Origin of the sequence: Streptomyces noursei ATCC 11455, from assembly GCF_001704275.1 — a bacterium.
In the GTDB taxonomy this organism is placed as follows: Bacteria; Actinomycetota; Actinomycetes; order Streptomycetales; family Streptomycetaceae; genus Streptomyces; species Streptomyces noursei.
This window is the reverse complement of record NZ_CP011533.1, coordinates 5,943,247-5,967,265: the sequence shown is the minus strand read 5'-3', so window position 1 is coordinate 5,967,265 and position 24,019 is coordinate 5,943,247. Positions and strand designations below refer to the sequence as shown.

The window sequence follows — 24,019 nt, the reverse complement described above, 5'->3', positions numbered from 1 at the left end:
CCTTACAGGCCCATGGACTTGGCGATGATGGACTTCATGACCTCGCTGGTGCCGCCGTAGATGCGGTTGACGCGGTTGTCGGCGTAGAGGCGGGCGATCGGGTACTCGTTCATGAAGCCGTAGCCGCCGTGGAGTTGGAGGCAGCGGTCGATGACGCGGTGGGCGACCTCGGTGCAGAAGAGCTTGGCGGAGGCCGCCTCGGCCGCGGTCAGCTCACCGGCGTCCAGGGCCTCCAGGGCGCGGTCGGCGACGGCCTCGGCGGCGTCCACCTCGGCCTGGCAGGCGGCCAGTTCGAACTTGGTGTTCTGGAAGGAGGCGACGGTCTTGCCGAAGACGGTGCGCTCCTGCACGTACTGCTGCGCGAACCGGACGGCGGCCTTGGCCTGCGCGTACGCGCCGAAGGCGATGCCCCAGCGCTCGGAGGGCAGGTTCTGGCCGAGGTAGGAGAAGCCCTTGTTCTCCTCGCCGAGCAGGTCCTCGACGGGCACCTTGACGTCGACGAAGGCCAGCTCGGCGGTGTCGGAGACCTTCAGGCCGAGCTTGTCGAGCTTGCGGCCGATCGAGTAGCCCTCGGACTTCGTGTCGACGGCGAAGAGGGAGATGCCGAAGCGGCGGTCGTCCTCGCGGGGAGCGGAGGTGCGGGCGCAGACGATGACGCGGTCGGCGTGCACGCCGCCGGTGATGAAGGTCTTGGCGCCGTTGAGGACGTAGTGGGTGCCGTCGGCGGAGAGCTTGGCGGTGGTCTTCATGCCGGCGACGTCGGAGCCGGTGCCCGGCTCGGTCATCGCCAGGGCCCACATCTCCTCGCCGGAGACGAACTTGGGCAGATAGCGCTTTTGCTGCTCCTCGGTGGCGAGCATCTGGAGGTACGGCAGGCCGAGCAGCACATGGACGCCGGAACCGCCGAAGCTGACGCCGGCGCGGGCGGTCTCCTCGTAGATCACGGCCTCGAACTTGTGCGAGTCGATGCCGGCGCCGCCGAACTCCTCGGGCACACGGATGCCGAAGATGCCCAGCTCGGCGAGCTTGTAGTAGAAGTCGCGGGGCGCCTGGCCGGCGGCGCACCAGTCGTCGTAGACCGGTACGACCTCGGCCTCGATGAAGGCGCGTATGGTCTCCCGGAACGCCTCGTGATCCTCGTTGAACACCGTCCGGCGCATGCCCTCGGCCTCCTTCGCCACCCTGCTTGGCTAAGCGTTTGCTCAGCGAAAGCTACCCGCCGGTCACCAAAGCTGTCCAGAGGTGGGACGGGCCCGCGGCCGACCGCGGAAGCGGTGGGCGACGGGCCCGGCGGGACGTGTCACTCAGCCCGCCCGGCGGGACGCCGCGACGCCCTCCACGGCCACCGGCGCGGCCACCGCCACCTCCGCGTCCACCGCCCCGAACGCCCCCAGCGCCAGCCGGTGCAGCAGCCGCGCCATCTCCGCGCGGCCCGGGAGCGAACCCGGACGGCCCAGGTGCGGGGTGGAGTTCAGCAGCCCGAAGACCGCGTGCACGGCGGCCCGCACCTCGGACTCCGCCGACTCGGGGTGGACCTGCCGGACGACCTCCACCCACAGCTCGACGTACTGCCGCTGGAGCTGCCGCACCCGCTTGCGGTCGGCCTCCCGCAGGCGGTCCAGCTCGCGGTCGTGCAGGGTGATCAGGGGGCGGTCGTCGAGCGCGAAGTCGATGTGCCCGTCGATCAGCGCGTCGAGCACCGCCGGGGGGCTCTCGCCGCCCTCCTCGATCCGCATCCGGCCGCCGGCCAGCAGCCGTTCGCTGATCCCGACGAGGAGTTCGGCAAGCATCGCGTCCTTGCCGGCGAAGTGCCGGTAGAGCCCGGGGCCGGAGATGCCCACGGCCGCCCCTATCTCGTCCACGCCGACGCCGTGGAAGCCGCGCTCCGCGAAGAGCCGGGCGGCCTCCTTGAGGATCTGCTCGCGGCGGCTGGTCGGGGCGGGGGCGTGCGCATTGCTCATGCCGTCGATTGTAGACAGCCGGGTTAGTGGTCGTTAACCTGAGGGGAAAGAGGTTAACGCCCATTAACCCGCCTGGCCCCGGACACACCCCGCGGCACCCGGCGGGCAGCCGACCGAGCGAGGGGGCCCATAGCGATGGAGGCCATCGAGCAGGCACCGGTGCTGGCGAGCACCGCCGACCCGGCGTCCGACGCCTGGCGGGCCAACGAGGCCGCGCACCGCGAGCTGTCCGGGCAACTGCGCGAGAAGCTGGCCGCGGCCCGACTGGGCGGCGGCGAGAAGGCCCGGGCCCGGCACACCGCCCGCGGCAAGCTGCTGCCCCGTGACCGGGTGGACACGCTGCTGGACCCCGGCTCCCCGTTCCTGGAGCTGGCGCCGCTGGCGGCGGACGGGATGTACGACGGGGCCGCGCCGGCCGCCGGGGTGATCGCCGGCATCGGCCGGGTCAGCGGCCGGGAGACCCTGATCATCGCCAACGACGCCACCGTCAAGGGCGGCACGTACTACCCGATGACGGTCAAGAAGCACCTGCGCGCCCAGGAGGTGGCGCTGGAGAACCGCCTCCCGTGCCTGTACCTCGTCGACTCCGGCGGCGCGTTCCTGCCGATGCAGGACGAGGTCTTCCCCGACCGCGAGCACTTCGGGCGGATCTTCTACAACCAGGCCCGGATGTCCGCCGCCCGCATCCCGCAGATCGCCGCGGTCCTCGGGTCCTGCACGGCCGGCGGCGCCTACGTCCCGGCGATGAGCGACGAGGCGGTGATCGTGCGGGACCAGGGCACGATCTTCCTCGGCGGCCCCCCGCTGGTGAAGGCCGCCACCGGCGAGGTGGTCAGCGCCGAGGAACTGGGCGGCGGCGAGGTGCACTCCCGCGCCTCCGGCGTCACCGACCACCTCGCGGAGGACGACGCGCACGCCCTGCGGATCGTCCGCACCATCGTCGCCACCCTCGGCGACCGTCCGCCGCTGCCCTGGTCCGTCCGGCCCGTCGAGGAGCCCAAGGTCGACCCCGCCGGGCTCTACGGCGCGGTGCCGGTGGACTCCCGCACGCCCTACGACGTCCGCGAGGTGATCGCCCGGATCGTCGACGGCTCCCGCTTCGCCGAGTTCAAGTCCGAGTACGGCACCACCCTGGTCACCGGCTTCGCCCACGTGCACGGCCACCCGGTGGGGATCATCGCCAACAACGGCATCCTGTTCTCCGAATCCGCCCAGAAGGGCGCCCACTTCATCGAGCTGTGCGACCAGCGCGGCATCCCGCTGCTGTTCCTCCAGAACATCTCCGGTTTCATGGTCGGCCGGGACTACGAGGCCGGCGGCATCGCCAAGCACGGCGCGAAGATGGTCACCGCGGTCGCCTGCGCCCGCGTCCCCAAGCTGACCGTCGTCATCGGCGGCTCCTACGGAGCGGGCAACTACTCGATGTGCGGCCGCGCCTACTCCCCCCGCTTCCTGTGGATGTGGCCCAACGCCAAGATCTCGGTGATGGGCGGCGAGCAGGCCGCGTCCGTCCTCGCCACCGTCAAGCGCGACCAGTTGGAGGCGCGCGGCGAGGAGTGGAGCGCGGCGGAGGAGACCGCCTTCAAGGACCCGATCCGCGCCCAGTACGAGAACCAGGGCAACGCCTACTACGCGACCGCCCGGCTGTGGGACGACGGCGTCATCGACCCGCTCCAGACCCGCCAGGTGCTCGGCCTGGCGCTGACCGCCTGCGCCAACGCCCCCCTGCCCGGGCGGGACGACGCAGCGCCGGCCTTCGGCGTCTTCCGGATGTGAGAGGACCTATGACCAGCTTCGACACCGGCCTGTTCGACACCGTCCTGGTCGCCAACCGCGGCGAGATCGCGGTCCGCGTCATCAGGACGCTGCGCACGCTCGGCATCCGCTCGGTCGCGGTGTACAGCGACGCGGACGCCGACGCCCGGCACGTCCGCGAGGCGGACACCGCGGTCCGGATCGGCCCCGCCCCCGCCGCCGAGAGCTATCTGTCCGCCGCGCGCCTGCTGGACGCCGCCGCCCGCACCGGCGCCCGGGCCGTCCACCCCGGCTACGGCTTCCTCGCCGAGAACGCCGCCTTCGCCCGCGCCTGCACCGAGGCCGGACTGGTCTTCATCGGCCCGCCCGCGGACGCCATCGACCTGATGGGCGACAAGATCCGGGCCAAGGAGACGGTCCGCGCGGCCGGCGTCCCGGTCGTCCCCGGCTCCTCCGGCAGCGGCCTGAGCGACGCGGAACTCGCCGCCGCGGCACGGGAGATCGGCATGCCGGTCCTCCTCAAGCCGTCGGCCGGCGGCGGCGGCAAGGGCATGCGCCTGGTCCGGGAGGCCGGCCGACTGGCCGACGAGATCGCCGCCGCCCGCCGCGAGGCCCGCTCGTCCTTCGGGGACGACACCCTGCTGGTGGAGCGGTGGATCGACCGGCCCCGGCACATCGAGATCCAGGTGCTGGCCGACGGCCACGGCAACGTCCTCCACCTCGGCGAGCGCGAATGCTCCCTCCAGCGCCGCCACCAGAAGATCATCGAGGAGGCGCCCTCGGTCCTGCTGGACGAGGCCACCCGGGCCGCGATGGGCGAGGCGGCCGTCCAGGCGGCCCGCTCCTGCGGCTACCGCGGCGCCGGCACCGTCGAGTTCATCGTCCCCGGCAAGGACCCGTCCGGCTACTGCTTCATGGAGATGAACACCCGCCTCCAGGTGGAGCACCCGGTCACCGAGATGACGGTGTCCTTCGATCCGGCCGGCGCCGGGCGCGGACTGGACCTCGTCGAATGGCAGCTGCGGATCGCCGCCGGGGAACACCTCCCCTACGCCCAGGAGCACCTCTCCTTCACCGGGCACGCCATAGAGGCCCGGATCTGCGCCGAGGACCCCTCCCGCGACTTCCTGCCGACCGGCGGCACGGTGCTGACCCTGCGCGAGCCGAGCGGCGACGGGACGCGCACCGACTCCGGCCTCACCGAGGGCGCCGAGGTCGGCAGCCGCTACGACCCGATGCTCGCCAAGGTCATCGCGCACGGCCCGGACCGGGCCGGCGCCCTGCGCAAGCTGCGGGCCGCGCTGGCCGCCACCGTCACCCTCGGCGTGCCCACCAACGCCGGCTTCCTGCGCCGCCTGCTGGCCCACCCGGACGTGGTCTCCGGCGAGTTGGACACCGGGCTCGTCGAGCGGGTGGCGGCCGACCTGGTGGCCGACGCGGTCCCCGACGAGGTGTACGCGGCGGCCGCCGCGGTCCGGCAGGCGGCCCTGGAACCGGCCGACGACGGCGGCTGGCGCGACCCGTTCGCCGCACCGACCGGCTTCCGGCTCGGCGGCGAGCCCGCCCCGGTGCGGCACTGGCTGCGCGTCCCCGGCCAGGACCCGGTGGCCTACGACGTCCGTCCCGGCGTGGCCCCGGAACACTTCGAGGTCACCGCGGACGAGGTGCGGATCACCGTCGAGGGCATCCGGCACACCTTCCACCGCGGCGGCGACTGGCTGGGCCGGGACGGCGACGCCTGGCACGTCGGCGACCACGACCCGGTGGCCGAGGCGCTGCGCGAGGCCGCCCGCGGGCACGGCGTGGACACCCTCGCCGCCCCGATGCCCGGCACCGTCACCGTCGTCAAGGTGGCCGTCGGCGACGAGGTCACCGCCGGGCAGGGCCTGCTGGTGGTGGAGGCGATGAAGATGGAGCACGTGATCTCCGCGCCGCACGCCGGGACGGTCACCGAACTCGACGTCGCCCCCGGCAGCACGGTCTCCATCGACCAGGTGCTGGCCGTCGTGGCCCCCCACGAGACCGCCGACGGCGACGACCCCGACGCCTCCGACGCCCCCGCAGCCCCCGACACTCCCGGCACGGACGAGGAGGCGACGGCATGACCACCGACGGCGCACCGGCGACCGGACTGCCCATGGAGGTGGCCGCGGAGGGCCTGCCCACCCGCGTGCGGATCCACGAGGTCGGTCCGCGCGACGGCCTCCAGAACGAGCAGGCGGTCGTCCCCACCGAGGTCAAGGCGGAGTTCATCCACCGGCTGGCCGCCGCCGGCCTGCCGGTCGTCGAGGCCACCAGCTTCGTGCACCCCAAGTGGGTGCCCCAACTCGCCGACGCCGAGCGGCTGTTCCCGATGCTTGGCGACCTGGACCCGCGGCGGCTGCCGGTACTGGTGCCCAACGAGCGGGGGCTGGAGCGCGCCCTGGCGCTGGGCGCCCGCCGGATCGCGGTGTTCGGCAGCGTCACCGAGTCGTTCGCCAAGGCCAACCTCAACCGCACCGTCGACGAGTCGCTGGCGATGTTCGAGCCGGTCGTCCGGCGGGCCCGGGACGAGAGCATGCACGTCCGCGGCTACCTCTCGATGTGCTTCGGCGACCCCTGGGAGGGCCGGGTGCCGATCGCCCAGGTCGTCCGGGTCTGCCGGGCCCTTCTCGACCTGGGCTGCGACGAGTTGAGCCTGGGCGACACCATCGGCGCGGGCACCCCCGGCCACGTCCAGCACCTGCTCGCCGCGCTCAACGAAGCCGGGGTGCCCACCACCCGGCTGGGCGTACATTTCCACGACACATACGGACAGGCTCTGGCCAATACCTTCGCCGCGCTCCAGCACGGCGTCACCACCGTCGACGCCTCGGCGGGCGGCCTGGGCGGCTGCCCGTACGCCAAGAGCGCCACCGGCAACCTCGCCACCGAAGACCTCGTGTGGATGTTGCACGGCCTCGGCATCGAGACCGGCGTCGATCTGGGGCGGCTGACCGAGGCCAGCGAGTGGCTGGCCTCGTTCCTGGGCCGCCCCAGCCCTTCACGCACCGTCCGCGCCCTCTCCCACAAGGAGTGAGTGACCCATGTCCCTGGACCACCGCCTGCCCGAAGAGTTGGAAGAACTCCGGCGCACGGTCGAGGCGTTCGCACACGATGTCGTCGCCCCGGAGATCGGCGCGTACTACGAGCAGCACGCCTTCCCCTACGACATAGTCCGCCAGATGGGCCAGATGGGCCTGTTCGGCCTGCCGTTCCCCGAGGAGTACGGCGGGATGGGCGGCGACTACCTGGCGCTCGGTATCGCCCTGGAGGAACTGGCCCGGGTCGACTCCTCGGTGGCCGTCACCCTGGAGGCCGGGGTCTCGCTGGGCGCCATGCCCATCTACCGCTTCGGCACCGAGGAGCAGAAGCGGGAGTGGCTGCCGAAGCTGTGCAGCGGCGAGATGCTCGGCGCCTTCGGCCTCACCGAGCCGGACGGCGGCTCGGACGCCGGCGCCACCCGCACCACCGCGGTGCGCGAGGGCGACGACTGGGTGATCAACGGCAGCAAGTGCTTCATCACCAACTCCGGCACCGACATCACCGGCCTGGTGACGGTTACCGCGGTCACCGGCCGCAAGGACGACGGCTCCCCGCTGATCTCCGCGATCGTCGTGCCGTCCGGCACCCCCGGCTTCACGGTCGCCGCCCCGTATTCCAAGGTCGGCTGGAACGCCTCGGACACCCGTGAACTGTCCTTCTCCGACGTCCGGGTCCCGGTCGGCAACCTCCTCGGCGAGGAGGGCCGGGGCTACGCACAGTTCCTGCGGACCCTCGACGAGGGCCGGGTCGCCATCGCCGCACTGGCCACCGGCCTGGCCCAGGGCTGTGTGGACGAGTCGGTGCGGTACGCCAAGGAGCGGCACGCCTTCGGCCGCCCGATCGGCGCCAACCAGGCCATCCAGTTCAAGCTGGCCGACATGGAGATGCGCGCCCACACCTCCCGGCTGGCCTGGCGCGACGCCGCCTCCCGGCTGGTGCACGGCGAACCGTTCAAGAAGGAGGCGGCACTCGCCAAGCTCTACTCCTCCGAGATCGCGGTGGACAACGCCCGCGAGGCCACCCAGATCCACGGCGGCTACGGCTTCATGAACGAGTACCCGGTCGCCCGGATGTGGCGGGACGCCAAGATCCTGGAGATCGGCGAGGGCACCAGCGAGGTCCAACGCATGCTGATCGCCCGCGAGTTGGGGTTCTAGGAACACCCTGTCCGTCTGGAAACACCCCGTCCGTCCCCGAGCGGCGAACCCCTCGGGGACGGGCGAACAGATCCCCTAAGGGGCCGCAGCGCCCCCTGTGGGGCCACAACGCGCCGGGCCCGGGAGGCTGTTCCCGGGCCCGGCGCGTCATCGCGACGTGTCAACCGCCGCCGCCCCGACGCGTCACCGCGCCGGCCACGGCACCTCCGGCGCCCGGTAGTAGTCGATGCCCAGGGCGTCCCAGCGGGGGCCCTGGGCGGCCAGCCGCGTCCGGTACGCGCCCCAGTCGTGCGTCCGGGCCGGCGACCAGCCCAGCTCGGCGATCCCGGGCAGCCGCGGGAACGCCAGGTACTCGATGTTCGACGAGGTCGTCAGGGTCTCCGACCACAGGGGTGCCTCGACGCCCGCGACCGCCCCGGCGGGCGCGCCCTCCAGGTACCTCCCCGGGTCCCAGTCATAGGCGCGCCGGACGTTCACATAGCCGGCCCAGTTCAGGCCGAGCGGGGTGTCCTTGTCGTACTTCATGTCGAGGTAGGCGCGGTCGGCGGGCGAGAGGATCAGCCCCGTGCCGTGCCGCGCGGCGTCGGCGACCTGCCGCCGCTCCTGCGCGCCCGTCTTGTCGTAGCCCCAGTACTGGGCGAGGGCGCCCCTGACCGGGTGCGCCCCGGTCAGCTGGTGCCAGCCGATCACGGTCTTGCCGTACCTGGCGACCACCGGCTGCACCCGGTCCATGAAGGCGACGTAGTCCGCGTGGCTGGTGGAGTGCGCCTCGTCGCCGCCGATGTGGAGGTAGCGGCCGGGGGTGAGCGCGGCGATCTCCCGGATCACGTCGTCGACGAAGTCGTAGGTGATCTTCTTGGGCACGCACAGCGAGCTGAAGCCGACCTTGGTGCCGGTGTAGAGCGGCGGCGCCTGGCCGTTGCAGTTGAGGTCGGCGTACGAGGCGAGCGCGGCGTTGGTGTGGCCGGGCATGTCGATCTCGGGGACGACGGTCAGATAGCGGCTGGCGGCGTAGCGGACGATCTCGCGGTAGTCGTCCTTGGTGTAGTGGCCGCCGCGGCCGCCGCCGACCTGGGTGCTGCCGCCGTAGGTCGCCAGCCGCGGCCAGGAGCTGATCGCGATCCGCCAGCCCTGGTCGTCGGAGAGGTGCAGATGCAGCTTGTTGATCTTGTACTGGGCGAGCTGGTCGATGTACCGCTTGACCTGCCCGACGGTGAAGAAGTGCCGGGAGACGTCCAGCATCGCGCCGCGGTAGGCGTAGCGCGGGGCGTCGGAGATCGTTCCGCCGGCGATCCGCCAGGGCCCGGGCTGCCGGGTCTCCTTCTCCACGGCGGCCGGCAGCAGCTGCCGGAGGGTCTGGACGCCGTGGAAGAGGCCGGCCGGGCGGGCGGCGCTGATGGTGACCGCGCGCCCGCCCGAGGTCAGCTTGTAGCCCTCCGCGCCGAGGCCGCGGGTGTCCCGGCCGCCGAGCCGGAGGACGATGCCGTCGGCGCCGCCGCGGGTGGTGACCGGCAGCGAGAAGCCGGTGGCCGGCCGCAGCAGCCCCGCCAGGTAGCCGGCGATCCGCTGGGCCTCGCCGGAGTTGCCGGGCACCCGGATCCGGGTGCCCGCACCGATCGTGTACGCGTCCCCGGCCGGGCGGACCGAGGCGGGCGCCGGGATCACCCGGTCCAGCGGGGTGACGGCACGGGCCGCGGCACCCTGCGACGGCACGGCGGCGGTCGCCGTGCCGGCCGCCGCGACCAGCAGCAGCGAGGTCAGGAGTCTGCGTCGTCTCATGGACGGTCCCTTCGGCGAGCTTCGAGCGCGGCACGTCTTCGGCTGGGGCGTTGCGGACGGCGCGTTTCCCTGGGCGCACGTTCTGACTGGCGTGGAGCGACCGGACGGTGACCATGCGTACCGCGCGCCTGGTTACCGGTCAAGGTGTAGACCAGTTTCGAGGCGCGTTCTGGTATACGTGCCCGATATCGGGCAGATTTCTTGCGAATCTTGGCGAGGACCCGCAATATCGACGGGTGCTCGAACGCCGTCCGTCCCACGAGGACCTCATCGACCACCTGGTCCGCAGCACGCCGCTCCAGCGCGGCGAGGCGGCCCGGGTGGTGCTGGACGTGCTGGCGTACTTCGACGAGACCACGGAGGGCTTCGTCCGCCGCAGACACCGCGAGCTGCAGTCCCAGGGGCTGCGGAACGAGGCGATCTTCGAGCGGATCGCACACGAGCTGCCGCACCGCGCCGTGTCGCCCCCCGCGCTCTCGCTGCGCCAGCTGCGCCGCCTGGTCTACGGCTGACCGCCGGGACGGACCAGCGCCCGCCGGAGGACGGCCGGGCACCCATGAACGCCAACGAGAAGGGTCACCGTATGTGCGGGATCGTCGGATACATCGGCAAGCGCGATGTCGCGCCGCTGCTCCTTGAGGGCCTCCAGCGCCTGGAGTACCGCGGCTACGACTCGGCCGGTATCGCCATCCACGCCAAGGGCACCGGCAAGGCCGCGGGCGGTCTGAAGACCGCCAAGGCCAAGGGCCGGGTCCGGGAGCTGGAGTCCCGCCTGCCGAAGCGGTTCGCGGGCAGCACCGGCATCGCGCACACCCGCTGGGCCACCCACGGCGCCCCCACCGACGAGAACGCCCACCCGCACCTGGACACCGAGGGCAAGGTCGCGGTCGTCCACAACGGCATCATCGACAACGCCGCCGAGCTGCGCGCCCGGCTGACCGCCGACGGCGTGACCTTCGCCTCGGAGACCGACACCGAGGTCCTGGCCCACCTCATCGGCAGCTCCACCGCCGCCACGCTGGAGGAGAAGGTCCGCGAGGCGCTCCGCCACATCGAGGGCACCTACGGCATCGCCGTGCTGCACGCCGACTTCGCCGACCGCATCGTGGTCGCCCGCAACGGCTCCCCGGTCGTCCTGGGCATCGGCGAGCACGAGATGTTCGTCTCCTCCGACGTCGCCGCGCTGGTCTCGCACACCCGCCAGGTCGTCACCCTCGACGACGGCGAGATGGCCACCCTGAAGGCCGACGACTACCGCACGTACACCACCGAGGGCTCCCGTACGACGGCGACGCCGGAGACCGTCGAGTACGCGGCCGAGTCGTACGACCTGGGCGGCCACGACACGTACATGCACAAGGAGATCTCCGAGCAGGCGGAGGCGGTGGACCGGGCGCTGCGCGGCCGGATCGACGACCGCTTCTCCACCGTCCACCTCGGCGGCCTCAACCTCGACGCCCGCGAGGCCCGCGCGGTGCGCCGGGTGAAGATCCTGGGCTGCGGCACCTCCTACCACGCCGGCCAGATCGGCGCCCAGATGATCGAGGAGCTGGCCCGCATCCCCTCGGACGCCGAGCCGGCCTCCGAGTTCCGCTACCGCAACCCGGTCGTGGACCCCGACACCCTCTACGTCGCCGTCTCCCAGTCCGGTGAGACCTACGACGTGCTGGCCGCCGTCCAGGAGCTCAAGCGCAAGGGCGCCCGGGTGCTGGGCCTGGTCAACGTGGTCGGTTCGGCGATCGCCCGGGAGACCGACGGCGGCATCTACGTGCACGCCGGCCCCGAGGTCTGCGTCGTCTCCACCAAGTGCTTCACCAACATGGTGGTCTCCTTCGCGCTGCTCGCCCTGCACCTGGGCCGGATCCGGGACCTGTCGGTCGCGGACGGCAAGCGGATCATCGAGGGCCTGCGGAAGCTGCCGGGCCAGATCGACGAGATCCTCAAGGGCGAGGACGACATCAAGAAGCTCTCGGCGCTGTACGCCGACGCCAAGTCGATGATGTTCATCGGCCGGGTGCGCGGCTACCCGGTGGCCCGCGAGGCATCCCTGAAGCTCAAGGAGGTCTCGTACATCCACGCCGAGGCGTACCCGGCCTCCGAGCTCAAGCACGGCCCGCTGGCGCTCATCGAGCCGGCGATGCCGACGGTCGCGATCGTGCCGGACGACGACCTGCTGGAGAAGAACCGGGCCGCGCTGGAGGAGATCAAGGCCCGCAGCGGTCGGATCCTCGCCGTCGCCCACCAGGAGCAGGAGAAGGCCGACCACACCATCGTGGTGCCGAAGAACGAGCCCGAGCTGGACCCGATCCTGATGGGCATCCCGCTCCAACTCCTCGCCTACCACACGGCGTTGGCCCTGGGCCGGGACATCGACAAGCCGCGCAACCTGGCCAAGTCGGTGACGGTGGAGTAATCCCCCGCAAGGGGGGAGCGCTGGCTCCGTGTGCGTGCCACCATACGCACACGGAGCCGGCGCCTCCCCTTTTGCCGGCGTCGCCCATTACGCCGGCGGGATGCCGCCACCCCGGGATCCGTCACTTCCCGACCGGCAGCACATCGTTGTGACCGTTTTCTACCCGTCACAAGCGCACGAGCAACCTCCGGACGGCAACCGGAGGCCCGCTCTCCACAATCCCCATGACGCCTCCTCAACTGTGGACATACCACGGAGAGCCGATCAACGAGGGGCGCAGGCAAGGGAGTTCACCCGCACTGCGGGCGGGTCGGCCGCGCGCCGGCGTCAGGGAATGACCATGACCGGGCGCTGCGCGCGGCGCGCCAGCCGGCCGGCCACCGAGCCGAAGATCCGGCCGACGAGGCCGTGCGTCGAGCCGACCACGATGGCGTCGGCCTCGTACTCCCGGCCGACCTCCTCCAACTCGTGGCAGATGTCGCCGCCGCGCTCGACGAGGATCCAGGGGACCTCGGCGAGGTGGTCGGCGCAGGCCAGCTCCAGCCCGAGCACCTCGGTGCGGTGATCGGGGACGTCCACGAAGACCGGGGGCTCGCAGCCCGCCCACACCGTCGTCGGCAGCCGGTTGGCCACGTGGACGATGATCAGGCCCGAGCCGTGGCGCCGCGCCATACCGATTGCATACGCCAACGCGCGTTCGCTCGACGTGGAGCCGTCGAAGCCGACCACGACGCCGTGCCGGAAGGCGGGATCGCAGGAGTGGTGCTTCTGTTCCGCCGCTTCGAGGTCCGCCATCGGATCGGCGACCTGCTTGCGGTCCGCGGGTTCAGGGGTTTCGTGACCGGCCATGGGTGTCTCGGCGAGAACGTCCTCTTGCGGAGGGGCGAACGGGGAACGGCGATTGACTTGATCCGGCAGTTGACCTGGGCGGCTCGATCAAGGAGCGGGAGCCATAGTTCAAAGAGGAACGATACGACTGGGAATCATCTTTCCAAGCCGATACCCCAAGAGTACGGCGCTACTCCTCCACCGCCCAGAACGCGCACGGACCCCCGGGGAGCCCGCACGGGGCGCCCCGGGACCGCAAGCGTTCCCCGGAGCATGCCGGAGCGTGGCGCGGATGGCAATGCCCCGGCCTGCCCCCGTACGTACCCCCGGCGGCCTCTTGTGATCGCCGGCGGCGCCGCCCCCGCCGGCCGTCCGCGGTGATCTCCACGCCACCGACGCCGTCCGGTAGATCACCCGACCCGGTGAGCGGCGGCGTACCCCGGGGCGCATCCGGACGCGCCCCGGCGCCCGTCACCTTGATCGCTCGCGGGGCCGCCGGGACGGATGCGGGCGGCGGTGCCGACGGCCCCGCGGCGGCGGCCGGCGCGCGGCGCGGGTCGTCAACCCGGCCCGGACGGACGGCCGCACGGCGACCCGTCGTAGACATCGATCACCAGGGGGACAGAAGTGGGCATACGCAGACAGAAAGGCAGGGGAGGGAGGGCATCAAGAGGGGGTCTACATCGACCGGTAGAGGCGTCCGCAAGTCTGTGCACGACCGTTTTCAGCCAACTTCCGGCCCGGATCCTCACCTTGCCCCAGACCCCCCTCAACCCGGGTGTGAGCAGGGAGGAAAGGACCGCCGGGCATGGTTGTGCCCTACTGCGAACGGGCAGAGCCGAGACGCGCACTTCCCATGCAGGCCCGACGAGTGGAACGCTTCGTGATCGAATGCTTCGCGCCAAGTTGCCATATCGACATACCAGTGGGTGGTGAACTTGGCACTCCATCCTCACGGGACACAGTAGATTCGATCTTGGTCAGTGACGGCGGGGGAACTGTGCAGGACCGAGAGGGCGAGACGACCGAGGGGGGCTTAAGTGCCATGAGCCAGGACTCCGCTGCCGTACCAGATGCCGCACGCAAGCTCGCCGCCCGACGACGCCGCGAAATAGTCGCGGTGCTCCTCTTCAGCGGCGGCCCCATTTTCGAGAGCTCCATTCCGCTCTCGGTCTTCGGCATCGACCGCCAAGACGCCGGCGTTCCGAGGTACCGGCTGCTTGTGTGCGCCGGCGAAGATGCGCCTTTGCGCACGACCGGGGGGCTCGAACTGTCGGCCCCCTACGGGCTGGAGGCGATCTCCCGTGCCGGGACGGTCGTCGTACCGGCCTGGCGTTCCATCACCCAGGCCCCGCCGCCCGCGGCGCTCGACGCGCTGCGCCGCGCGCACGAAGAAGGGGCCAGGATCGTCGGGCTGTGCACGGGGGCGTTCGTCCTCGCCGCGGCCGGACTGCTCGACGGCCGACCGGCCACCACCCACTGGATGTACGCGCCGACGCTCGCCAAGCGTTATCCGTCCGTCCATGTGGATCCGCGCGAGCTCTTCGTCGACGACGGCGACGTGCTCACCTCCGCCGGCACCGCCGCCGGAATCGACCTGTGCCTGCACATCGTGCGCACCGACCACGGCGCCGACGCGGCCAACGCGCTCGCCCGCCGCCTGGTCGTCCCGCCCCGGCGGACCGCGTCCGACCTCGGGCACCAGCGCTACCTGGACAGGTCATTACCGGAGGAGATCGGCGCCGACCCGCTCGCCGAGGTCGTCGCCTGGGCGCTGGAGCACCTCCACGAGCAGTTCGACGTGGAGACGCTGGCGGCCCGCGCGTACATGAGCCGACGCACCTTCGACCGGCGGTTCCGCTCCCTCACGGGCAGCGCGCCGCTCCAGTGGCTGATCACCCAGCGGGTCCTCCAGGCCCAGCGGCTGCTGGAGACCTCCGACTATTCGGTGGACGAGGTCGCCGGCCGCTGCGGGTTCCGCTCGCCGGTCGCGCTGCGCGGCCACTTCCGGCGGCAGCTGGGCGCCTCGCCCGCGGCCTATCGGGCGGCCTATCGCGCCCGTCGGCCGCAGAGCGGTGCACCCGAGCCCGCGCTGCGTCCGGAGCGGGCCGAGCGTCCCGAGCGCGAGCGGGCGGCGCTGGGCAGCGAGCGGTTCTCGGCCGCCGCACTGGGCGGGCACGGTCTGGCCGCCGAGGTGGCGGACGCGACCAAGCCGCCGTCGGAGGGGTACGCCACCCGACTGCCGGAGACCCCGGTCGGCCGGGGGGCCGGTCGGCCCGTACTGCCCGGTCAGCGGGAGCGCCCCGTAGGGTGAGACGTATGAACGATCGCATGGTGTGGATCGACTGCGAGATGACCGGACTCTCGCTGGCGAGTGACGCGCTTATCGAGGTGGCCGCCCTGGTCACCGACTCGGAACTGAACGTGCTGGGTGACGGGGTGGATGTGGTGATCCGTCCCCCGGCCGAGGCGCTGACCACCATGCCGGAGGTGGTGCGACAGATGCACACCGCCTCCGGGCTGCTGGCCGAGCTGGACTCCGGAACGACGCTGGAGGCGGCCGAGGCACAGGTGCTTGATTACATCAAGCAGCATGTGCCGGAGCCGAGGAAGGCGCCGTTGTGCGGAAACTCCGTCGGCACCGACCGCGGCTTCCTGCTGCGCGACATGCCGACGCTGGAGAGCTACCTGCACTACCGGATCGTCGATGTGTCGTCCGTGAAGGAACTGGCCCGGCGCTGGTTCCCGCGGGCGTACTTCAACAGTCCGGACAAGAACGGCAACCACCGGGCGCTGGCCGACATCCGCGAATCCATCGCGGAGTTGCGCTACTACCGGGAGGCCGTGTTCGTGCCCCAGCCGGGGCCGGACTCGGAGACCGCGAAGGCCATCGCGGCCAAGCACAAGCTGCCTGCCGAACCGGAGTCGGCGGCACAGTGACGCAGCTCGCTCCCAGGGACGCGAAACCTGGGAGCGAGCACCCCTCCGGAGCCTGTACACTTTTTCTCAGCCGGTGGGGAAAAGGAACCACACAGCACCGGTCTTGGTGGGTATAGCTCAGCTGGTAGAGCACCTGGTTGTGGTCCAGGATGTCGCGGGTTCGAGTCCCGTTACTCACCCCAATGTCGAGGCCCCCGATCTTCGGATCGGGGGCCTCGAGTGTTTCCGGGCGGATGCCGCCGCCGGCCGGGGCGGGCCGGCCGGGCCTTTAGTAGCCGACGGTGAAGCGCTCGCCGATGTGGGCGGGCCGCTCCAGCTCGTCGAGGAGCGCGACGGCGTAGTCCTCGGTGGAGATCCGGCTGCTGCCGTCCGCGCCGACCACCAGGTCCTCGAGGGCGGTGCGGTAGGTGCCGGTGCGCTCGCCGGGCTCGATGGTGCCGGCCGGGCTGAGGTTGGTCCACCGGACGTCGGAGACGGTGCGGTAGAAGTCCAGCGCGTCGCCGTGCGCGTGCATGATCTGCAGCAGCGGGATCGGGAGGCCCTCGGTGTCCCAGACCTGGACGCCGTCGGGCTTGCGGAGCGAGCCGGCGCCACCGACCGCGATCAGTCGGGGCATGTCCCCGCCCAGCAGGCGCAGGCCCTCGACCAGCGCCTCGGCGGCGGGCCGGATGGTGGCGATGTGGCCCGGGCCGTCGCCGCCGCCGACCGCGCTCACCACCACGTCCTGGCCCTTGGCGACCTCGGCGACGGATTCCGGATCGAGCACGTCGCCGTAGGTCACGGTGAGGGCGGGGTGGGTCATGGTGACCTTCGCGGGGTCGCGGACGGCCGCGGTGACCTGGTGGCCGCGGCGCAGCGCCTCGTCGAGGATGCGGCTGCCGATGGTGCCGGTGGCCCCGAAGAGAGCGATCTTGGACATGGTGGGTTCTCCCGGTGGTTCGGTGGGGGCGAGGTGTGCCCGTGTGGACCGCGGTGTTCCGGCCTCCGCGGTGCGGCTGCCGTTTTCCGCCATCAGTGGTGCTGACGTCTCCTACGCTAGGGGTATCAACGGGAGATTTCGGGGTAGCGAGGCGACGGGTCATGGTGAAAAAGCGACAGGACCCCCGAGAGGACGCAGAGGCGATCCGTGAGGTGCCGTTCTCCGCGCCGGCCGGGCGGCCCGCCGGCGTGGAGGTGCTGACCCTCGCCGAGCTGCGCGAGCGTGCGGACGCCTGTCGACTCTCCACCCCGCACCGGCCCGGATTCCACCATCTGCTGGTCCTGGACCGCGGGCGGCTGGTGCACTGCGTCGACTTCAAGGAGCACCGCCTCGCGCCCGGGGACCTGCTGTGGTCGCGCCCCGGGCAGGTGCAGCACTTCGGGGATCTGACGCGCGCGGAGGGGCGGTTGGTGCTCTTCGAGTCCGGGTTCCTGGACCCGGCGACCGCCGCCGCGGCCCGGATCGAGGACTGGTACGGGCCGGCCGTGCTGCACCCGGAGGACGCCGCGGCCCGGGCGCTGGACGAGGCGCTGGGGCAACTGCACCGGGAGTTCGGGGCGCTGGGCGGACTGCCGCTGGAGGTGCACCTGGAGGTGCTGCGGCATCTGCTGGCCGTCCTGGTGCTGCGGGCCGCGCATCCGGCCGGGCCGGCGGACGGGGCGGCCGACGGGACGTGCGAGGCGGGCGAGACGTATCTGCGGTTCCGCGACGCGGTGGAGCGGGGGTTCGCCCGCAGCCGCCGGGTGGCCGACTACGCCCGGGCGCTGGGCTATGCGCCGCGCACCCTCTCGCGGGCCACCGAGGCGGCGGCGGGGGTCGGCGCGAAGGAGTTCATCGACCGGCGGGTGGTGCTGGAGGCCAAGCGGCTGCTGGCGCACGGCGACCAGCCGGCCTCGCGGATCGCGGACCGGCTGGGCTTCGCGGACGCCACCAACTTCAGCAAGTTCTTCCAACGGCAGGCCGGGATCACGCCGATCGCGTTCCGGGCCGCCGTGCGGGGCGGCGACTGACCGGGGGCCGTCGGCCCGGGAGGGGTGGGGCGGGGCGCGGCGGGTGGGGGGTGGGGCCGCCGCGCCCCGCATCGAGGGCAGTCCGGGGCTCGGTACGGGCCCGGACCGGTGGGGGGTCAGCCGGTGTAGGCGCCGAGTGCCTGGGTGAAGGCCAGCGGGGCCTGGTCGAGGGAACTGCACGTCGGCTGGGCGGAGTTGGTGGATCCGCCGGGGCAGGGCCGGTCGCGGTTGGCGGACCACATGGCCAGCCAGGCCAGGCGCTTGCTCTGGGCGAACTTCACCAGGGCGGCGGCGTCGGCGGGCTTGAAGACCTCGCCCTGGACGTCGTTGACGCCGATCATCGGGGTGACCGCCACGGTCCTCCAGGCGTCCGCGTCGCCCAGGCCGAGGGCCTTCTTCAGCTGGGCCTGGGTGGCGGTGGCGGCCTGGGTGGCGTACGTGCCCATGTTGCCGTTGTAGGAGGAGCCGTAGTCCATCGCCATGATGTTGACCGCGGAGATCCGCGCGCCGTTCCGCTTGGCGTTGGCCAGGAGGTTGACGCCGTCCTGGGTGAGGCCCTCGGGCATCACCGGCAGGGTGAAGGAGACGTCGAGGCCCGGGTGCTGCTTCTGGAGCTGGGCGATGGCCTGGGCGCGGCGGGTGTTGGCGGCCGTGTCGGGCAGCGCGCCGCCCTCGATGTCGAAGTCCACCTTGGTGAGCTTGTACTGGTCGACGGCCTTGCCGTAGGCGGCGGCCAGTTGGGAGGCGGAGGAGCAGGCGGCGGCCAGCTCGGTGCCGTTGGCGCCGCCGAAGGAGACCCGGACGTCTCCGCCGGCCTTGCGCAGCGCCGGTATCTGCTGGGCCACCGCGTCGCTGCCGAGGTCGCCCGAGCCGCCCCACTTGGGGACGCAGCCGCCGCCGGAGGTGAGGAAGGCGAGGGTGAAGTGCTTGACCCCGGTCTGCCGCGCGGTGCCGGCCAGGTCGAAGGCCGGGGTGAGGGAGGTGTCGACGTACGGGGCGAAGCCGGCCTTGGCGCCGGCTGCGGGGGTGCCGGGCCGCGGGGCCTTGGTGGCCATCGCGGAGCCGGCGACGACGAACCCGCCGCCGACCGCCAGCGCGCCGGCCACCGCCGCGCCGATCACCATGGTCGTGCGGCTCGTCCGGCGCCGGTGTGCCGAGGAACTCATCTCGTGCCTGCCTGTCGTCACGTGGGGGGGTGGGGCGCACCGAGGGGGAGGTGCGTTCTGCACGCTAGCGGCAGCGAAACGGACAAATGCCGGGTTCCGTACGGCGGTTGGCGGAATTATGGCCCCCTTAAGGAAGCGGAAGGGGGCGGTTAAGAGCCGGCGCCCCGGCCCGGGGAGCCGGCGCCCGGCGCGGCGGTGCGGGCGGCCCGCCGTCCGTGGGCGCCGAACACCCGGCCGCCGATCCGGCGCCGCAACCGGTGGCCGCGCCGGGCGCCGGCGTGGGCCCGCCGCCCGTCCAGGGCCAGCCAGACCCGGACCTCGGTGCCGCCCAGCACCGAGCGCCCGATCCGGACGTCGCCGCCGGTGGACTCCGCCAGCCGGCGGACGATGTCCAGGCCGAGCCCCGTGGAGCCGCCCCCGGTCGCCGCCGGACGGTCCTCCCGGCCGCCGCCCGACCAGCCGCGGCGCAGCGCGGCGGCCGGATCGGCGATGCCCGGTCCGGCGTCCGAGACCAGCACGATCACCGCGTCGTCGGCGTTGTGGACGTCGACGGCGAAGGCGGTGCCCTCGGGGGTGTGCCGGAAGACGTTGCCGAGCATGGCGTCCAGGGCCGCGGCGAGGTCGGGGCGGGCGACCGGCACCCGCACCGGGCGGTCCGCGCCGGCGACCCGGACGGTGCGGCCCTCGTCCTCGGCCAGCGCGGACCAGAAGTCCATCCGCGCGCGGATCACTTCGGCCGCGTCGCAGCCGGCCGCGGCGGCGGCCTGTGCGGTGTGCTCCCGCTGGGCGCGGGCGGTGCGGATGATCTGGTCCACCTCGTGCTCCAGTTGCTCGACGGCGGCCCGGGTCTGCTCGGCGGCCGGTCCGTCGCCGAGCGAGGCCGCGTTGAGCCGGAGCACGGTCAGCGGGGTGCGCAGCCGGTGCGAGAGGTCGGCGGCCAACTCGCGTTCGTTGGTGAGGAGTTGGACGACCTGGTCGGCCATGGAGTTGAAGGCGCTGGCCGCCGAGCGCAGCTCCTTCGGGCCGTCCTCCTGGACGCGGACGCCGAGGTCGCCGCGGCCCAGGTCGTGGGCGGCGGCGGACAGCCGCTCGGCGGGGCGCACCATCCGGGTGCCGAGCCGGTCGGCGACCGCTACCGACCCCAGGACCAGCGCCAGGCCGACGCCGGCCAGTACCGCCCAGGAGGTGGCCACGCCGTTGGTGAGCGCGTCGTCGGGGACGTACACCTCGACGACGGCGATGCCGGAGGCGACCGCGGTGGGCTGGAGCAGCGCGGTGCCGCCGGGGACCTCGGCGATGGAGGCCCGGCCGAGCCGGACGGCGGCGGCGACATCGGCGGGGGCGGCCCGGCGGACGCCGACCTCGGTCGGGCTGCCGCCCTTGGTGGCCGCCGGGACGTGGATGCCGATCCCGCCGCCGGGGCCGGTCTCGGCGCTCGCCAGGGCCCGTTCCAACTGGGTGCGGTCGGTGGTGATGGCCAGGACGGGGCCGATGGCGGCGGCCTGCCGCTCGGCGCCTCCGTAGGCGCGGTCGGAGGCCATCTCCTTGACCACCAGCCCCAACGGGACCGCGAAGGCGACCACGACCATCGTGGTGACCGCCAGGGCCACCTTGACCAGGGCCCACCTCACGGCGTCCCGCCTCTCCGCCCCTGCGCCGGGCGGGGCCGCCCCCGGCTCACCGGGGCGGCTCCAGCTTCACCCCGACACCGCGCAGGGTGTGCAGGTACCGGGGCCGGGCCGCGGTCTCGCCCAGTTTGCGGCGCAGCCAGGACAGGTGGACGTCGATGGTCTGGTCGTCGCCGTAGGACTGCTGCCAGACCTCGGCGAGGAGTTCCTTGCGGGGCACGACCACGCCGGGGCGCTCGGCGAGGAAGGCCAGCAGGTCGAACTCGCGGCGGGTGAGGTCCAGTGCGACGCCGTCGAGTTCGGCCTGGCGGCGCAGCGGGTCGATGGACAGCCCGCCGACCCGGGTCGCCCGCGAGGGCGGTTCGGCCCCCGGCGCCCCGCCCCGGGACCGGCGCAGCACGGCCGCCATCCGGGCCGAGAGGTGCTCGACCGAGAACGGCTTGGTGAGGTAGTCGTCGGCGCCGTCGTTGAGCAGCCGGACGATCTCGGCCTCGTCGTCCCGCGCGGTGGCGATGATCACCGGGACGTCGGTGATGCCGCGCAGCATCTTCAGCGCCTCGCCGCCGTCCAGATCGGGCAGACCGAGGTCGAGGACGACCAGGTCGAAGCCGACGTGCGCGACCTCGCGCAGCGCCTCCAGGGCGGTCCCGACGCTACGCACCGCGTGCCCGGCCTCGGTCAGATGCCGGATGAGCGCGGAACGTACGAACTGGTCGTCCTCGACCACGAGCACTCGTGCCATGGGCGGCACCGTACGCCATACGGGCGTGTTCCCCTGCGCACGGTTGACGGGCGGACGGCGTCACCCCCGTTGGCGGGCGGGCGGATTGGCCCCCACCGGCGCCGCGGTGACGGCCTCCCGCGGCCCCGTACGGGCGGGCGCCGGGGTGCGGCTAGCCGTGCATCACCATGTTGGTGTCGCCGACCTGCGGGTCGATGAGTCGGGAGCCGAACAGGCCGCTCCCCGAAGGGTCCGGATCGGCGCTGGCCGGCGCACTGAACACGGCCAGCGTGATGAGGGTTCCGACGATGAGGGCTGCGACACGGCGCATTGCACGAGCCTCCCGAGAAGTCGCTGATCTTTCGCTCACTCTGCCCGAGTTCCTCCGCTTATACGCGCTAAATCCCTCTTGTGGCGGTTATATGACGCGGCGTCGGACCGGGGAAACCGAGGCGCCGCCCCGGCCCCGCACCGTCAAGCCCGCGTGGACGGGGTTGTTCTTTCCGCCGGCCGGCGTGGTCCTATAGGGGGCATGGACAGAGGGAGTTCGGGGCGGGGCCTGATGCACGCGGCGGCCTGGACGCTGGCGACCGGCGCCGCGGTCGCCCTGTCGTGGTTCGGCGTGCACACCGTGCTGTCCGGCACGGTGTACGACGCGCCGCGGGCGCTTCCGCTCTCCGACCAGGTGGCGTCCTCGGCCCTGCCGCAGGTCTCCTCCACCCATCGACCGAAGCCGTCCGCCTCGCCGTCCGCGAGCCCCTCCTCCTCCCCCGCCGACGACCGTCCGCCGCGGACCGCGGACCCGTCCCGCTCACTGGACGCCCCCTCGTCCACCTCCTCGGCCCTGCCCGGCAGCGGCACCCCGGCACCCACCGGCGACCGGATCCGCGGCTATGTCACCAACGGCGGCCGGGTGGTGCTCTCGCTGGGCGCCGACTCCGCCGAGCTGGTGTCCGCGACACCGAACGCGGGCTGGCAGATGCAGGTGTGGAAGCAGGACCAGTGGCTCCGGGTCGATTTCACCGGCGGCGGCGCGCACACCTCGGTGATCTGCACCTGGAACGGCCATCCGCCCCTGGTGGTGACCAGCAACCACGCGACGTAGCAGGTGAGTTGACGCGCCGTCGGACGCCCTTACGTGAAGACCCCGGCGGGCGGGGACGGCGAGGCGACCGCGGTGGCGTCGGTGACCGGGGCCGCGCCGCCGGTGAAGTCCAGCAGCGCCCGGCCGTGCTCGACCCGGCCGACGTGCGGGTCGCCGGCCGCCCGCCGGGTCAGCTCGGCGACCGGCAGCGTCCGGTCCGCGGCGAGCAGCACCGCGTTGCCGAACCGCCTGCCGCGCAGCACGGCCGGCTCGGCGGTCAGGGCCAGCTCGGGGAAGACGGTGTGGACGGTGGCTATCTGGCCGCGCAGGAACGCCAGCGGCGGCCCGTCGGCGAGGTTGGCCGCGTAGTGGCCACCGGGCCGCAGCGCCCGGCGCACCTCCGTCGCGAACTCCACGCTGGTCAGGTGCGCGGGTGTGCGGGCGCCGGCGAAGACGTCGGCGATGACCAGGTCCGCCCAGCCGTCCGGGATCCTGGCCAGCCCGGCGCGGGCGTCCGCACCGCGCACCCGTATGCGCCAGGTGCTCTCCAGCGGCAGCCGCTCACGGACGAGCTGGACCAGTGGGGTGTCGATCTCCACGACCTGCTGGGTGGACCGCGGCCGGGTCGCGGCGATGTACCGGGCCAGGGTCAGGGCGCCGCCGCCGAGGTGGACGACGCGCAGCGGCGCACCGGGCGGGGCGACCAGGTCGGCGATGTGCCCCAACCGCCGCTGGTAGGAGAACTCCAGGTACGCCGGGTCGTCGAGGTCCACGTGGGACTGCGGGGCGCCGTCTATCAACAGCGTCCAGCCGCGCGGCCGGTCCCGGTCGGGTCGGAGTTCCGCGACCCCGCCGCCCACCGTTCCGGTGACGGACTCCGGGCCGCGCCCGCGCCTGCTTCTCGCCATGCCTCCAGTATGGCGGTCCGCTGTGAGACGGTATCCGCAGGTCAGGGACGGCGCGAGAAGCCAGGCGGCGGACCGCCCGACGGCCTGAGCCGCGGGCAGCCCGCCTGGTGTACCGCGACCCGAGCCGGTCCGATGTCCCTTCGGACCGGCTCCGGATCACTTGTTGATGCAGTGGTTACCGAACGCCGGGTTCAGCAGCGCGATGATGTTGACGCTGTTGCCGCACACGTTGATCGGAATGTCGATCGGGATCTGGATGACGTTGCCGCTGAGGACGCCCGGCGAGTGCTTGGCGATCCCCTTCGCGTGCGCGCCGCGGCCATGGTGACGGCCCTCCTTGAAACGGCCGTGGCTCTTGCCGTGGTGCCCGCCGTCGTAGGCGGTGGCGGCGCCCGCGCCGCTCAGCACCAGGGCTGAGGTGGCCGCGGCCATCGCGGCGGTCTTGACGAACCGCTTCATCCCATTCTCCTTTTCAGTCGCGTATGGGGCATCGGACACAACGAACAATATGGGTTACGGATACGGCCGTTACCACTTAAGCGGATTCATTAGGCTGACTGGCTGGCGGACGACCGGTGGAAAACGGGGGTGCGGCCGCGGCGCGCCTGCCGCGATTTCCAACATGAT

General features: G+C 72.5%; 21 protein-coding genes and 1 tRNA gene. 11 read left to right on the top strand and 11 right to left on the bottom strand.

The genetic code is table 11. The features are described from left to right. Positions 1-2: 2 nt before the first annotated feature. Positions 3-1,160 (bottom strand): acyl-CoA dehydrogenase family protein, encoded by a 1,158-nt coding sequence (locus SNOUR_RS25370; protein ID WP_067351277.1) that lies wholly within the window; start codon positions 1,158-1,160, stop codon positions 3-5. 144 nt (positions 1,161-1,304) lie between these two features. After that, positions 1,305-1,961, bottom strand: a complete 657-nt coding sequence (locus SNOUR_RS25365) for an SACE_7040 family transcriptional regulator (RefSeq protein ID WP_067351275.1) — start codon at positions 1,959-1,961, stop codon at positions 1,305-1,307. A gap of 135 nt (positions 1,962-2,096) precedes the next feature. On the opposite strand from SNOUR_RS25365, the gene SNOUR_RS25360 reads away from it, so the two are divergent. Genes SNOUR_RS25360 through SNOUR_RS25345 form a run of 4 tightly spaced genes read left to right on the top strand, consistent with a single transcriptional unit; the run spans position 2,097 to position 7,936 of the window. Further along, positions 2,097-3,737 carry a carboxyl transferase domain-containing protein gene (locus SNOUR_RS25360; protein WP_312633634.1) on the top strand — a complete coding sequence of 547 codons (1,641 nt, stop codon included), beginning with the start codon at positions 2,097-2,099 and terminating at the stop codon, positions 3,735-3,737. 8 nt (positions 3,738-3,745) lie between these two features. Next, complete coding sequence (locus SNOUR_RS25355; RefSeq protein ID WP_067351272.1) at positions 3,746-5,821, top strand: ATP-binding protein; 2,076 nt, start codon at positions 3,746-3,748, stop codon at positions 5,819-5,821. After that, on the top strand, positions 5,818-6,774 hold the full coding sequence (locus tag SNOUR_RS25350) for a hydroxymethylglutaryl-CoA lyase (RefSeq protein ID WP_067351269.1): 957 nt from the start codon (positions 5,818-5,820) through the stop codon (positions 6,772-6,774). Before SNOUR_RS25355 ends, SNOUR_RS25350 begins: the two co-directional genes overlap by 4 nt. A 7-nt stretch (positions 6,775-6,781) precedes the next feature. Then, positions 6,782-7,936, top strand: coding sequence for an acyl-CoA dehydrogenase family protein (locus SNOUR_RS25345; RefSeq protein WP_067351266.1), 1,155 nt, complete (start codon positions 6,782-6,784; stop codon positions 7,934-7,936). Positions 7,937-8,119: 183 nt separating this feature from the next. Here SNOUR_RS25345 and SNOUR_RS25340 read toward each other — a convergent pair whose 3' ends face one another. After that, on the bottom strand, positions 8,120-9,715 hold the full coding sequence (locus SNOUR_RS25340; protein ID WP_067351263.1) for a beta-N-acetylhexosaminidase: 1,596 nt from the start codon (positions 9,713-9,715) through the stop codon (positions 8,120-8,122). A gap of 236 nt (positions 9,716-9,951) precedes the next feature. Between SNOUR_RS25340 and SNOUR_RS25335 the strand changes: the two genes are divergently transcribed. Together SNOUR_RS25335 and glmS are read left to right on the top strand one after the other, a co-directional pair. Next, positions 9,952-10,227, top strand: a complete 276-nt coding sequence (locus SNOUR_RS25335) for a hypothetical protein (RefSeq protein WP_039636211.1) — start codon at positions 9,952-9,954, stop codon at positions 10,225-10,227. A 71-nt stretch (positions 10,228-10,298) separates the two neighbouring features. Continuing rightward, a complete protein-coding gene (gene glmS, locus SNOUR_RS25330; RefSeq protein WP_067358745.1) occupies positions 10,299-12,128 on the top strand; it encodes a glutamine--fructose-6-phosphate transaminase (isomerizing) in 1,830 nt (609 codons plus the stop codon). A gap of 327 nt (positions 12,129-12,455) precedes the next feature. Here glmS and SNOUR_RS25325 read toward each other — a convergent pair whose 3' ends face one another. After that, complete coding sequence (locus tag SNOUR_RS25325) at positions 12,456-12,977, bottom strand: universal stress protein (protein ID WP_067351260.1); 522 nt, start codon at positions 12,975-12,977, stop codon at positions 12,456-12,458. A gap of 1,024 nt (positions 12,978-14,001) precedes the next feature. Between SNOUR_RS25325 and SNOUR_RS25320 the strand changes: the two genes are divergently transcribed. From SNOUR_RS25320 to SNOUR_RS25310, 3 genes are all read left to right on the top strand, one after another. After that, the gene (locus tag SNOUR_RS25320; RefSeq protein ID WP_067351257.1) at positions 14,002-15,270 is read left to right on the top strand and encodes a GlxA family transcriptional regulator; all 1,269 of its coding nucleotides are present in this window, start codon (positions 14,002-14,004) and stop codon (positions 15,268-15,270) included. Between the two features lie 5 nt (positions 15,271-15,275). Further along, on the top strand, positions 15,276-15,896 hold the full coding sequence (orn, locus tag SNOUR_RS25315) for an oligoribonuclease (RefSeq protein WP_039636204.1): 621 nt from the start codon (positions 15,276-15,278) through the stop codon (positions 15,894-15,896). Positions 15,897-16,002: 106 nt separating this feature from the next. Continuing rightward, positions 16,003-16,078, top strand: a tRNA-His gene (locus tag SNOUR_RS25310). Positions 16,079-16,164: 86 nt separating this feature from the next. On the opposite strand, the gene SNOUR_RS25305 is transcribed toward SNOUR_RS25310, so the two are convergent. After that, positions 16,165-16,815 carry an NAD(P)-dependent oxidoreductase gene (locus SNOUR_RS25305; RefSeq protein WP_067351255.1) on the bottom strand — a complete coding sequence of 217 codons (651 nt, stop codon included), beginning with the start codon at positions 16,813-16,815 and terminating at the stop codon, positions 16,165-16,167. A gap of 161 nt (positions 16,816-16,976) precedes the next feature. On the opposite strand from SNOUR_RS25305, the gene SNOUR_RS25300 reads away from it, so the two are divergent. Continuing rightward, positions 16,977-17,885 carry a helix-turn-helix transcriptional regulator gene (locus SNOUR_RS25300; RefSeq protein ID WP_067351252.1) on the top strand — a complete coding sequence of 303 codons (909 nt, stop codon included), beginning with the start codon at positions 16,977-16,979 and terminating at the stop codon, positions 17,883-17,885. Between the two features lie 116 nt (positions 17,886-18,001). Here SNOUR_RS25300 and SNOUR_RS25295 read toward each other — a convergent pair whose 3' ends face one another. From SNOUR_RS25295 to SNOUR_RS46360, 4 genes are all read right to left on the bottom strand, one after another. Beyond that, complete coding sequence (locus SNOUR_RS25295) at positions 18,002-19,051, bottom strand: chitinase (RefSeq protein WP_067351249.1); 1,050 nt, start codon at positions 19,049-19,051, stop codon at positions 18,002-18,004. Between the two features lie 149 nt (positions 19,052-19,200). Next, entirely contained in the window at positions 19,201-20,682 is a 1,482-nt protein-coding gene (locus SNOUR_RS25290; protein ID WP_067351246.1) for a sensor histidine kinase, read from the bottom strand. Between the two features lie 46 nt (positions 20,683-20,728). Continuing rightward, positions 20,729-21,421: a response regulator transcription factor gene (locus SNOUR_RS25285; protein WP_039636196.1), complete on the bottom strand. Its 693-nt coding sequence runs from the start codon at positions 21,419-21,421 to the stop codon at positions 20,729-20,731. Positions 21,422-21,572: 151 nt separating this feature from the next. Continuing rightward, positions 21,573-21,731, bottom strand: coding sequence for a hypothetical protein (locus SNOUR_RS46360; RefSeq protein ID WP_159425918.1), 159 nt, complete (start codon positions 21,729-21,731; stop codon positions 21,573-21,575). Positions 21,732-21,932: 201 nt separating this feature from the next. Here SNOUR_RS46360 and SNOUR_RS25280 point away from each other — a divergent pair, with 201 nt between their 5' ends. Further along, entirely contained in the window at positions 21,933-22,505 is a 573-nt protein-coding gene (locus SNOUR_RS25280) for a hypothetical protein (RefSeq protein WP_067351244.1), read from the top strand. A 29-nt stretch (positions 22,506-22,534) separates the two neighbouring features. On the opposite strand, the gene SNOUR_RS25275 is transcribed toward SNOUR_RS25280, so the two are convergent. Further along, positions 22,535-23,392, bottom strand: a complete 858-nt coding sequence (locus SNOUR_RS25275) for a spermidine synthase (RefSeq protein WP_067351241.1) — start codon at positions 23,390-23,392, stop codon at positions 22,535-22,537. A 156-nt stretch (positions 23,393-23,548) separates the two neighbouring features. Then, positions 23,549-23,851 (bottom strand): chaplin, encoded by a 303-nt coding sequence (locus tag SNOUR_RS25270; RefSeq protein WP_067351238.1) that lies wholly within the window; start codon positions 23,849-23,851, stop codon positions 23,549-23,551. Positions 23,852-24,019 lie beyond the last annotated feature (168 nt).